Annotated in this window: 10 protein-coding genes; 2 read left to right on the forward strand and 8 right to left on the reverse strand. The window is 68.4% G+C overall.

Translation table 11 applies throughout. The annotated features are described in order from the left end of the window. The first annotated feature begins 6 nt into the window (after nt 1–6). The gene (locus AB6A66_RS13070) at nt 7–945 is read left to right on the forward strand and encodes a tyrosine recombinase XerC (RefSeq protein ID WP_371056290.1); all 939 of its coding nucleotides are present in this window, start codon (nt 7–9) and stop codon (nt 943–945) included. Here AB6A66_RS13070 and AB6A66_RS13075 read toward each other — a convergent pair. Continuing rightward, a complete protein-coding gene (locus AB6A66_RS13075; protein WP_371056235.1) occupies nt 942–2,567 on the reverse strand; it encodes an AMP-binding protein in 1,626 nt (541 codons plus the stop codon). The two genes, AB6A66_RS13070 and AB6A66_RS13075, sit on opposite strands and share 4 nt — an antisense overlap. A 101-nt stretch (nt 2,568–2,668) precedes the next feature. On the opposite strand from AB6A66_RS13075, the gene AB6A66_RS13080 reads away from it, so the two are divergent. After that, nucleotides 2,669–3,319 carry a sulfotransferase family 2 domain-containing protein gene (locus AB6A66_RS13080; protein ID WP_371056236.1) on the forward strand — a complete coding sequence of 217 codons (651 nt, stop codon included), beginning with the start codon at nt 2,669–2,671 and terminating at the stop codon, nt 3,317–3,319. Nucleotides 3,320–3,519: 200 nt separating this feature from the next. Here the strand turns inward: AB6A66_RS13080 and AB6A66_RS13085 are convergent, their stop codons facing one another. The 7 genes from AB6A66_RS13085 to AB6A66_RS13115 all read right to left on the reverse strand — a co-directional run bounded on the left by AB6A66_RS13085 (nt 3,520) and on the right by AB6A66_RS13115 (nt 11,520). Then, nucleotides 3,520–5,718 (reverse strand): 3-hydroxyacyl-CoA dehydrogenase NAD-binding domain-containing protein, encoded by a 2,199-nt coding sequence (locus AB6A66_RS13085; protein WP_371056237.1) that lies wholly within the window; start codon nt 5,716–5,718, stop codon nt 3,520–3,522. A gap of 14 nt (nt 5,719–5,732) precedes the next feature. Next, a complete protein-coding gene (locus AB6A66_RS13090; protein WP_371056238.1) occupies nt 5,733–6,944 on the reverse strand; it encodes an acetyl-CoA C-acetyltransferase in 1,212 nt (403 codons plus the stop codon). 13 nt (nt 6,945–6,957) lie between these two features. Next, a complete protein-coding gene (locus AB6A66_RS13095; protein ID WP_371056239.1) occupies nt 6,958–7,593 on the reverse strand; it encodes a glutathione S-transferase family protein in 636 nt (211 codons plus the stop codon). A gap of 843 nt (nt 7,594–8,436) precedes the next feature. Then, nucleotides 8,437–8,649: a hypothetical protein gene (locus AB6A66_RS13100; protein ID WP_371056240.1), complete on the reverse strand. Its 213-nt coding sequence runs from the start codon at nt 8,647–8,649 to the stop codon at nt 8,437–8,439. A 62-nt stretch (nt 8,650–8,711) separates the two neighbouring features. Continuing rightward, nucleotides 8,712–10,493, reverse strand: coding sequence for an acyl-CoA dehydrogenase C-terminal domain-containing protein (locus tag AB6A66_RS13105; RefSeq protein WP_371037058.1), 1,782 nt, complete (start codon nt 10,491–10,493; stop codon nt 8,712–8,714). A 39-nt stretch (nt 10,494–10,532) separates the two neighbouring features. Then, entirely contained in the window at nt 10,533–10,934 is a 402-nt protein-coding gene (locus AB6A66_RS13110) for a MerR family DNA-binding transcriptional regulator (protein WP_371037057.1), read from the reverse strand. Between the two features lie 202 nt (nt 10,935–11,136). After that, entirely contained in the window at nt 11,137–11,520 is a 384-nt protein-coding gene (locus AB6A66_RS13115) for a MerR family DNA-binding transcriptional regulator (RefSeq protein ID WP_371037056.1), read from the reverse strand. Nucleotides 11,521–11,635: the final 115 nt, after the last annotated feature.

The following is an 11,635-nucleotide window of genomic DNA, read 5'->3' on the forward strand; positions in this document are numbered from 1 at the left end:
GACGGGCTGATCTCTCCGGCCGCGCGCGACGCGCTCGAGGACTTTCTTGCCGCGCAACGCGCGCAGCGCGGCGCCGCCGAGAACACGGTGGAGGCCTATGGCCGCGACATCGCGGGGTTCCTGGCCTTCATGGCGATGCATCACGGCGGGGCGGAAGGGCTCGCGCCGCTCGCCCGCATCGATATTTCCGACATGCGGGCGTGGCTCGCTCGGGGCCGGGCCGAGGGCGCCGGGCCGCGCACGATGGCCCGCCGGCTTTCGGCGGTGAAGAGCTTCATGCGCTGGCTCGCCGACCGGGAAGGGTTCGATCCCTCGGCGGTGCTGTCCGCGCGCGCGCCCAAGCACCCGCCGCGCCTGCCGCGCCCGCTGGCCGAGGATGCGGCGCGGGATCTTCTGGACACCGTCGGGGCGCAGCACCCGACCACCTGGATCGCGGCGCGCGACGTCGCCGTGGTGACGCTGCTTTACGGCTGCGGTCTCCGCGTCTCGGAGGCGCTTTCGCTCACCGGGGCCGCGTTGCCCATGGGCGAGGCGTTGCGGATCCGGGGCAAGGGCGGGAAGGAGCGCATCGTGCCGGTGATCCCCGCCGCGCGCGCCGCGGTGACGCGGTACGCGGAGCTTTGCCCGTGGCCGCCCGCGCCCGATGCGCCGCTTTTCCGTGGGGCCCGCGGCGGCGCGCTCGGCCCCCGGGCGGTGCAGAAGGTGATGGCGGCGACGCGGATGCAGCTTGGCCTGCCGGCCTCCGCCACGCCGCATGCGCTGCGCCACAGCTTCGCCACCCACCTGCTGAGCGCGGGCGGCGACCTGCGCGCGATCCAGGATCTTCTGGGTCATGCCTCGCTTTCGACGACGCAGGTCTACACCGGCGTGGATACGGCGCGGCTGATGGAGGTCTACGAGGCCGCCCACCCCAAGGCAGGCCGCGGGGCCCCGCGCGGGGGCTAGCCGCCCCGCGCGAGGTTGCGCAGCTCGAATTTCTGGATCTTGCCCGTGGAGGTCTTGGGAAGCTCCCGGAACACGACGGCCTTCGGCGTCTTGAAGCCCGCGAGACGTTCGCGCGTGAAGGCGATCAGCTCCTCCTCGCCGATCTCGACGCCGTCCTTCAGTTCCACGAAGGCGCATGGCACCTCGCCCCATTTATCGTCGGGCTTGGCCACGACGGCGCAAAGCAGGACGGCCGGATGCGCCATCAGCACGCCCTCCACCTCGACCGACGAGATGTTCTCGCCCCCCGAGATGATGATGTCCTTGGCGCGGTCCTGGATCTTCAGATAGCCGTCCGGGTGCTGCACCGCGATGTCGCCGGAATGATAGAGACCGTGGCGGAACGCCTCGCGGGTGGCCTCGGGGTTCTTGAGGTATCCCTTCATCACCCCGTTGCCGCGAAAGACGATCTCGCCCTGGGTCTGGCCGTCCATCGGGACCTGGCCGCCGGTTTCGTCGACGACGCCCACATGCTCCATGAAGGGCATGGCGACACCCTGGCGGGCCTTCATCGCCGCGCGGTCGTCGCCCTCTAGCGCCTCCCATTGCGGGCCCCATGTGCACTCCGTGGCTGGGCCGTAGGTCTCGGTCAGCCCGTAGACATGGGTGATGTTGAAGCCCATGGGCTCGATCGCGGCCAGCGTCGCCGGCGCGGGCGGCGCGCCCGCCGTGAAGACCTCGACCGTGTGGTCGAACTCGCGACGCTCCTCGGGCTTGGCGTTGATCAGCATGTTGAGTACGATGGGCGCGCCGCCGAAATGGGTCACCTTCTCGTCGGCGATGGCGTCGAAGATGGGTTTCGCGGCGATGTCGCGGCAGCAGACCACGGTGCCGCCCACCACGGGCATCATCCAGGTGTGGCACCAGCCGTTGCAGTGAAAGAGCGGCACGATGGTCAGGTAGCGCGGGCGCAGCGTCATCCGCCAGGAGATCACCTGCCCCATGGCGTTCAGGTAGGCGCCGCGATGATGATAGACGACGCCCTTGGGCCGCCCCGTCGTGCCGGAGGTGTAGTTGAGCGCGATGCTCTCCCACTCGTCCTCGGGCATGATCCACTCGAAGTCCTCGGCGCCGGTGCGCAGAACCTCCTCGTATTCGGGATACTCGCCCAGGTGATGGGCGCCGGCCACATCGTCGGCCACCTCGATCACGGCGGGGGCGGGGCCTTCCATCCGCTCGATGGCATCGGCCGCCAGCGGGATGAACTGCGCATCGCAGAGCAGCACGCGCGCCTGCCCGTGATCGAGGATGTAGGCCACCGTGTCGGCGTCGAGGCGCACGTTGATGGTGTTCAGGATCGCGCCGCAGGCGGGCACGCCGAAATGCGCCTCCGCCTGGGCGGGCACGTTGGGCAGGAGCGTGGCCACCACGTCGCCCGGCCGAACCCCGATGCCCTGAAGCGCGGAGGCCAGGCGCGTGATCCGCGCCGCGTAATCCCGGTAGCTTCGCCGGACGGGGCCGTAGACCACGGCATCCTCGTCGGGAAAGACCTCGGCCGCGCGCTTCAGGAACGACAGCGGCGTGAGCGGCGTGTAGTTCGCCGCGTTCTTCTCCAGCCCGGTCTCGTCGGCCAGCCAACCCATGTCGGACCCTCCCTTTCCCTGCACGGGCGGAGCCTATAGGGAAATATTGTTGCGCCGCAAGACGGCCTTGCGACAGGATCGGAAGAGAGCGCGAGGCAGCGATGATTATCTCGCCCGGGCGGGCCTATGTCTTCGTCCACATTCCCAAGACCGGCGGCACGTCGCTTGCGCTCGCGCTGGAGGCGCGGGCGATGCGGGACGACATCCTGATCGGCGACACGCCCAAGGCGCGGCGCCGCAAGAGGCGCCTCGACGGCGTGCGGACCCGCGGCCGGCTCTGGAAGCACGCGACGCTCGCCGACATCGACGGGCTCGTCAGCGTCCAAGATCTCGACAGGCTTTTCGCCTTCACGCTGGTGCGCAATCCCTGGGACCGGCTGGTCAGCTACTACTGCTGGCTGCGCGCGCAGCGTTTCGATCACGAGGCGGTTCGCCTCGCGCGAAAGCTGGAATTCGCGGCGTTTCTCGCCCATCCGCACACGCAGGCGAGCCTGCGCGCCGCGCCCTACGGGCACTACATGACCGACGCGCGCGGGCGGGAGCGGGCCGACCTCTACATCCGGCTCGAACGGTTCGAGGAGGACGCCGCACCGCTTTTCGCCCATCTGGGGGTCCGCATCGACCTGCCCCGCGTGAACGCCTCAGACCGCGACCGGGATTGGCGCGGCTACTACAGCGACGAAACGGCCGCGCTCGTGGGCGATCTCTGCGCCGGGGATATCCGTCGCTTCGGCTACGCCTTCGACGGCTGAAGCGCAGCGATCCGGCGGACGGCAAAGCCGTCCGTCGCGCCCGGGCCGGGGCGCCGTCCGGGCGCGACGGACCCGGCCGGCGCGGTCCCTCGTCCCGATATCCGCCCTGGCGTCGTTGATCCCGCGCCTGTGGCGAAGAGACCGCATCCGGCCGCCCCGATGCCCCGCACCGGAGCGGCGGCCCGACCGTGATTGCCGCGTCAGGCGGCCTCTGCCGATCCGGGGCCGAAGCGGCCGTAGAAGCTTTGTCCCTTCTCCGCCATTTCCCGCAGCAGCGCCGGGCAGGCGAAGCGCGCGCCATGTGCCGCCTCGAGCGCGTCGCAGCGCTCGGCCGCGTAGGGCGCGCCCAGCATGTCGAGCCAGCCGAAGGGCCCGCCCGACCATGGCGCGAAGCCCCAGCCGAGGATCGCGCCCACATCGCCTTCGCGGATGTCCTCGAGCACGCCTTCCTCAAGCGCGCGCACGGCCTCCAGCACCTGCGCGAACATCAGCCGATGCTGCACCGCTTGCAGGTCGGGCTGCGCCTCGGCTTCCGGATATTTCCCGGAGAGCCCCTCCCAGAGACCGAGCCGCTTGCCGCTCTCGTCGTAGGCGTAGAAGCCCGCATTGGCCTTGCGGCCCAGCCGGCCCTGGTCGGCCATCCAGAAGAGCACCTCGTCCACCGCGCCATCCGGGTAGGCGTCGCCCATCGCGGCCCGCGTCGCCTTGGCGATCTTCACGCCGAGGTCGATCGAGGTCTCGTCCACCAGCTGCAAGGGCCCCACCGGGAAGCCGAGCTGGCGCGCCGCGTTCTCAACCAGCGCCGGCGCGACCCCCTCGCCCACCATGCGGATGCCCTCGTTGATGTAGGGGATGATGCAGCGGTTGGCGTAGAAGAAGCGCGCGTCGTTCACCACGATGGGCGTCTTGCGGATCTGACGCACGAAATCGAGCGCCTTGGCCACCGCGCGGTCGCCGGTCTCGCGCCCCTTGATGATCTCCACCAGCAGCATCTTCTCGACGGGAGAGAAGAAGTGGATGCCGATGAACTGTCCGGGCCGCGCGCTGGCCCGGGCCAGATCGCTGATCGGCAGGGTCGAGGTGTTGGTGGCGAAGACCGCGTCCTCGCCCAGCACCGCCTCGGCCTTCTTCGTGACCTCGGCCTTGACGGCAGGATCCTCGAACACCGCCTCGATCACGAGGTCCGCGCCCGCGAGCGCCGCGTAGTCGGTCGTCGCGGTGATGCGGCCGAGCACCTCTTCCTTCTTCTCCGGCGTCGTCTTGCCCCGCTTGATGCCCTTGTCGAGATAGCTCTCGCTATAGGCCTTGCCCTTGTCCGCGGCCTCCTGGGCCTGGTCGACGAGCACGACCTCGATGCCCGCCTGCGCCGCGACGAGCGCGATGCCCGCGCCCATCATGCCCGCGCCGAGGACGCCCAGCTTTTTCACGGTCTGGTCCGGCGCCTCGGGCCGGTTCGCGCCCTTCTCGAGCGCCTCCTTGTTGATGAAGAGCGAGCGGATCATCGCGGCCGAGGACGGGTTCATCAGGATGTTGGTGAACCAGCGCGCCTCGACCTTGAGGGCGGTGTCGAACGGCACGAGCGCGCCCTCGTAGACGGCCGAAAGGAGCGCCTTCGCCGCCGGAAAGGCCCCGAAGGTCTGCGCGTTCACCATCGCCGAGGCGCCCACGAAGGTCATGAAGCCCGAGGGGTGATAGGGCGTGCCGCCCGGCATCTTGTAGCCTTTCTGGTCCCAGGGCTTCACGATGTCGGCGTCCTTGGCTTCGAGCACCCAGGCCGCCGCCGCGGCCACCGGGTCCTCGGCCACCTCGTCGATGAGGCCCGCGCCCTTCGCCTTTTTCGAATCGACCAGCTTGCCTTCCAGCAGGTAGGGAGAGGCGGCCATGGCGCCGAGCTTGCGCACGAGCCGCGTGGTGCCGCCTGCGCCGGGGAAGATCCCCACCATGATCTCCGGCAGGCCGATCTTGGCCTTGGGATTGTCGGCGGCGAAGATGCGGTGGGTGGCAAGCGGGATCTCGAGCCCGATGCCGAGCGCCGTGCCCGGCAGCGCCGCCGCGATCGGCTTGCCGCCCTTCAGGGTCTTCGGGTCCATGCCCGCGCGCTCGATCTTCCGCAGAAGCCCGTGCATCCGCATGATGCCCTCGAAGAGGCCCCTGGCCGGGTCGTCGCCCGCCTCGTCCCGCATCCGGGCGAGGATGTTGAGGTCCATGCCGCCTGCGAAGTCCTTCTTCGCCGAGGTGATCACGACGCCTTTCACCGCGTCGTCGGCGAGCGCGGCGTCGATCAGCCGGTCGAGATCCGAAAGCCCCTCGAGGCTCAGGACGTTCATGGATTTCCCGGGCACGTCCCAGGTGATGATGGCGACGCCGTCGGCGCCGGTTTCCATGGTGAAGTCGGTCATCTCGTCTCTCCCCCTCACACGCGTTCGATGATGGTGGCCGCGCCCATGCCCGAGCCGATGCAGAGCGTGGCGAGCCCGGTCTCGCGGTCCGAGCGTTCCATCTCGTCGAGCAGCGTGCCCAGGATCATCGCGCCCGTGGCACCCAGCGGGTGGCCCATGGCGATCGCGCCGCCGTTCACGTTGACTTTCGCGGGGTCGACCTCGAAGGCCTGCATGAAGCGCATGACCACGGCGGCGAAGGCCTCGTTCACCTCGAAAAGGTCGATGTCGCCGATCTCCATCCCGCTTTCCCGAAGGATCTTCTGCGTCACCGGCACCGGGCCCGTGAGCATGATGGTCGGATCGGTGCCGATCTTGGCCGTCGCCCGGATGCGGGCCCGGGGAGTTAGCCCGTTTGCCTCGCCCCATTCCTTCGAGCCGATGAGCACCGCCGCGGCGCCGTCCACGATGCCCGAGGAATTGCCGGCGTGATGGATGTGCTCGATCCGCTCGAGATGCGGGTATTTCAGCATGGCCACCTTGTCGAAGCCCGGCATCACCTCGCCCTGGTCCTTGAAGGAGGGCTTGAGCGCGCCCAGCGACTGCATGTCCGTCTCCGGGCGCATGTGCTCGTCGCGGTCCAGGATCGTGAGCCCGTTGACGTCGCGCACCGGCACTACCGACTTCGTGAACCGTCTGTCGTCCCAGGCCGCCTTCGCGCGCTTCTGACTCTCGACGGCGAGTTCGTCCGCCTGGTCGCGGGTGAAGCCGTATTCGGTGGCGATGATGTCCGCCCCGATGCCCTGCGGGACGAAATACATCTTCATCGCGACCGAGGGGTCCGCCGCGATGGCGCCGCCGTCCGAGCCCATGGGCACGCGGCTCATGCTCTCCACGCCACCGGCGATATAGGCCCCGCCCGCGCCGCCGCGCACCTGGTTCGCGGCCATGTTCACCGCCTCGAGCCCGGAGGCGCAGAAGCGGTTGATCGAGACGCCCGGGATCGACTCGTCGAGCTCCGAGGTGAGCACGGCGGTGCGCGCGAGGCACGCGCCCTGCTCGCCCACCTGGGTGACGTTGCCCCAGATCACGTCCTCCACGGCATGGCCGTCGAGCGCGTTGCGCGCCTTGAGCGCGTCGAGCGCGGTGGTCGAAAGCCGAAGCGCGGTCACCTCGTGCAGGCTGCCGTCCTTGCGGCCCTTGCCGCGCGGCGTGCGCACGGCGTCGAAAATGTAGGCGTCGGTCATGGGAAGCCTCCGTTCAGGCCCGGTCCGCGGGGCGGCCGGGCATCAGGTCATAGGGATGTTTCCAGCCCGGCAGCGCCGCGATGCGCCCGAGCCAGGCGTCGATGGCGGGCCAGTGGGCCCTGTCAAACCCGAAGGGTTCGGGATAGTAGAGATAGCCGCAGCAGGAGAAATCGGCGTTGCTGGGGCCGCAGCCCGCGATCCAGTCCCGGCCCTCGAGATGGCGGTCGAGAACCTGGTAGGCGCTCTTCAGCCGGCCCTGCATGAAGCCGATCACCTCGGCGGGCCGCTTTTCCTCGGGCAGGAAATTCATCAGGAACCGCGTCATGCCCGCGACGCTCGAGAGCTTGTGGTTGTCCCAGAGCACCCAGCGCAGGATTTCGCGCCGTTCCCTTGCGTCACGCCCGCCGAACCTGCCCGATTTCTCCGAGACGTAATCCTGGATCGCGCCGGACTGGGTGAGCACGTCGTCACCGTCCACCATGACCGGCGCCTCGCCCATGGGGTTGAGCGCGCGGTAGTCTTCGGAGCGCGTGGCGCCCGCAAAGAAATCCACCTTCACTGCCTCCCAGTCGAGGCCCGAGAGTTCGAGGGGCAGGGCGGCCTTGTAGGAGTTCCCGCTTTCTCCGAAACAGTGCAGCTGGATGGTCATGGGCTTGCGCTCCCTTGTTCGGCGGCGCCGGGGGTTTCACACCCCCGGACCCCCGTGGAGTATTTTTCCAAGAAGAAGGACGTGACGTTTCCTGTTCACCTGCTTTTAACCACCGTCGGTCTATCCGGACTCTGCGGTACAGGCGGGAGCGCCGATGACCGCCCAAGGAGAAGCTCCGCCGTGCCGCTCGTGCTGCATGCCCGGGTCGCGCGGCGGAGTGGACCGAGTGCTGCCCGCGGCGACCTCAGGGTCCGATGTGCGGTCCTGTTTCTTCTTCTTGGCCGGAAATACTCCGCGGGGGTGTGGGGGCGCGAAGCCCCCACCCATGGCGATGCAGGCCGCGCTGCGCCGGGGCTGGTTTCCTCTGCGTGGAGGCGCGATCGGAACCGTCGCGATGCTATCGGCGACATCGCCGGATTGGCGTCCGCAGAGGCCGGTCGATCCCAAGACTCCATGACCCAAACCGCGATCCGGGTTAACAAGGCAGGGCGCGGCCGTTGTCGGCACCGCGTGAGTAAGCGTTCCTTGGGGGGGAGCGCCGTATCCCGATCGGCCGCAGGGCGCCCATTCCGGTTCATTGCGGAGCGCCCGCCCTGCCGGAAGGACCGCTCCGTCCCGTGAGCGCGTCTCCTGGTGGTTGCGGGTGGGGCGCGACGCGGCGCGGCCGGTGACGGGGAAGTCTTCCAACGATCGCCGCGCCACGCGGTCGCGTACGCCGCGCCTTTCGGCGGTCGTATGCGATGCGGCCATCGGGGCCGGGACGGGCGCCGACGTTCCGGTCGCCCTTGCGCGGTCCTTCTTGGTCGTCCCGTCGCTGGTCATCGTCATGCGAGCCTTGCCTCGTCAGCGCTTCCGCGCGTCGAGCTCGGCATTGAAGAGCCGGAGCCTGTGGGTGAGGTTGTCGTCGTCGGTGACGCTATCGAAGTTTTCGAAAATGAAGGAGAGCGCCTCGCCCTCGTCGAGCCCGGCCTCCTGCGCGAAGCGGCGCAGGCGGCGGTGCCCGTCCTCGGTCATCGCGACCTGGAAGCGGCGGGTCAGGCGGAACCGTTTCGGCATGTCTCCTCCCTTGCCGGTGCGTGCGCGGGCGTAGGGTGCGTGCTCGGCACGCACCGCCCCCGTCAGAAATTCGCCGCGTCGAGCGTCATCACGGGCTCCGCACCGCTCTCGATCCGCGCGAGGTGCATGCCCGTCGCCGGGAGCTGGCGCGCCATGTAGTAGCGCCCCGTGGCGAGCTTGGCCTCGTGAAAGGCGGTGTCGTCCGCACCGGCCTCGATCGCCTTGCGCGCCGCGAGCGCCATCTTCGTCCACATCAGCCCGAGGCAGACATGACCGAAGAGGTGCATGAAGTCGTAGCTTCCCGCGAGCGCGGCGTTGGGGGTCTTCATGCCATTCTGCATGAAGAACGTGCCCGCCGCCTGCAGGTCCTTCGACGCCGCCTTGAGCGGTTCGAGATAGTCCCGGTCGAACGCGTCGTCCTGGCCTGCGTGCTCCTTCGCGAAGGATTTCACCATCTCGAAGAAGGCCATGATCGTCTTGCCGCCGTTCTGGCCCAGCTTGCGGCCCACGAGGTCGAGCGACTGGATGCCGTTCGTGCCCTCGTAGATCATGGTGATCCGCGCGTCGCGCACGAACTGCTCGAGCCCCCATTCCCGGGTGAAGCCCGAGCCGCCCAGCGTCTGCTGGGCGAGCACCGTGGTCTCGAAGCCCCTGTCGGTCAGGAAGCCCTTTATGACCGGGGTAAGCAGCGAGATCATCGCCTCGGCCTCGTCGTCGCCGTTGCGGTGGGCGCGGTCGATCATCTGCGCGCCCCAGAAGGTGAAGGCGCGTGCGCCCTCGACGAAGCTCTTCTGGTGCATCAGGTTCCGCCGCACGTCGGGATGGACGATGATCGGGTCGGCGGGGCCGTCGGGGTTCTTGGGCCCGGTCACGTCGCGGCCCTGCAGGCGATCCTTCGCGAAGGCCAGCGCGTTCTGGTAGGCGACTACGCCCTGTGCGTAGCCCTGAAGTCCCACGCCGATACGGGCTTCGTTCATCATGGTGAACATCGCGCGCATCCCCTTGTGGAGTTCGCCCACGAGGTAGCCGGTCGCGCCGTCGTAGTTCATCACGCAGGTGGCGTTGCCGTGGATGCCCATCTTCTTCTCGAGCCCGCCGCAGGAGACCGCGTTGCGTTCGCCGAGCGAGCCGTCCTCCTTCACCATGTATTTCGGCACGATGAAGAGAGAGATCCCCTTCGTGCCCTCGCCGCCGCCGGGGGCCTTGGCGAGCACCAGGTGGATGATGTTTTCCGACAGGTCGTGCTCGCCGGCCGAGATCCAGATCTTCTGGCCGGTGACGCGGTAGGTGCCGTCGTCCTGCGGTTCGGCCTTCGTCCGGATGAGGCCGAGATCGGTGCCGCAATGCGGTTCGGTCAGGTTCATCGTGCCCGACCAGATGCCGTCGACGAGCTTGGGCAGATAGGTGCGTTTCTGCGCCTCGGAGCCGTGGGCGTGGATCGCGGAATAGGCGCCGTGGGTCAGGCCCTGATACATGTTGAAGGCCATGTTGGCGGAGACGAACATCTCGCCCACCGCGGAGCCCATGAGATACGGCATGCCCTGCCCGCCGTAGTCGGGATCGGCATCGAGGCCCAGCCAGCCCCCGGCGCGCAATTGCTCGTAGGCGTCCCTGAAGCCGTCGGGCGTCCGGACCACGCCGTTTTCCAGCGTGCAGCCCTGTGCGTCCCCGACGGGGTTCAGGGGCGCCAGGACCTGCTCGGAAAGCTTGCCGGCCTCCTCGAGGATCGCCGCGGTGGTCCCCCGGTCGAGCTCGTCGTAGCCGGGAATGTCCGCCTCGGCGACGTTGAGCACGTCATGCAGGACGAATTGCATGTCCTTGATGGGGGCTTCGTAGATCGGCATCACTTTCCTCCATGCGGCGGCCGCGAGCGGATCGGCTTTCTACTCGGCTGCCTTTTTCGTTCCATCGAGGGAGGCGAGCATCTTCTCACCCCACTTGAGCTGGTCTCTGAGATCGTAAATCGCGGCGTCGAGTTCTTCGCGCTGCCGCTCGAGATCCGCGAGGCGGTCGCGGGCCAGCTCGTAGCTGCGCGCGAGCTGGGTGTGCTGCTGGTCGCCCAGGTAATAAAGGTCCAGCAACTGGCGGATCTCCTCCAGGGTGAAGCCGAACCGCTTGCCCCGCAGGATGAGCTTCAGCCGGGCACGGTCGCGCCGCGTGAACAGGCGTTTCTGGCCCTCGCGCATCGGGAAAAGCAGTTCCTTGGCTTCGTAGAAGCGCAGGGTGCGCGGCGTCACGTCGAACGCGTCGCACATTTCGCGGATCGTCATCGTTTCTTCGGACATCGTCTTTTTTCCTTGTAACTCCTGCTCTCGGTGACGCCGTCCGACATGATCCTCGTGAACACCGGTTACAACAGGATCCGAGGTTGACGTAAGCGGGACGCCGCGTCACTTCCGTGAAGCCGCAACTTTTCGAATTCGCGCGATGGCTGCAAGGCAAGATTGCGTCGCGGCAATCGGGCGCTCGGGCGGGGGCGTGGGGCCGTCAGGCGCGGCGTGGCGGCAGGCCGGCCTCGCGGGCCGACCGCGCCCGCATCTGCCGAAGTTCCTCGATCGCGTCCTCGATCTGCGCCTTCTGGCGCTCCAGGTCGTCGAGCTGGCGATCGGCCAGGTCCACGAAGGCGCGCATCTGCGCCACGGTGCCCTCGTTCTCGTAGATCTGCAACCACTGGCGGATTTCCTCGAGCTGGAAACCGTAGCGGCGACCGCGCAGGATGAGGGTCATGCGGGCGCGCTCGCGCGGGCCGTAGAAGCGCTGCCTCCCCTCCCGCTCGGGCTGGAGAAGCTCGATATACTCGTAGTAACGCAGCGTGCGCGGGGTCACGTCGAACGCCGCGCACATCTCCTTGAAGGACAACCGGTCGGTCATCGGGATCTCCCTCCTAACGCAACCTAGGCCGGGGGCGGTGCCGGAGCAACTGTCTGCCCCTTGCGCCCCCGGCCGCAGGGCGCGAGACTGCCGGCGCAGCATCCCCGAGAGGTCG

Origin of the sequence: Rhodosalinus sp. K401 (assembly GCF_041365735.1) — a bacterium.
GTDB lineage: Bacteria > Pseudomonadota > Alphaproteobacteria > Rhodobacterales > Rhodobacteraceae > Rhodosalinus.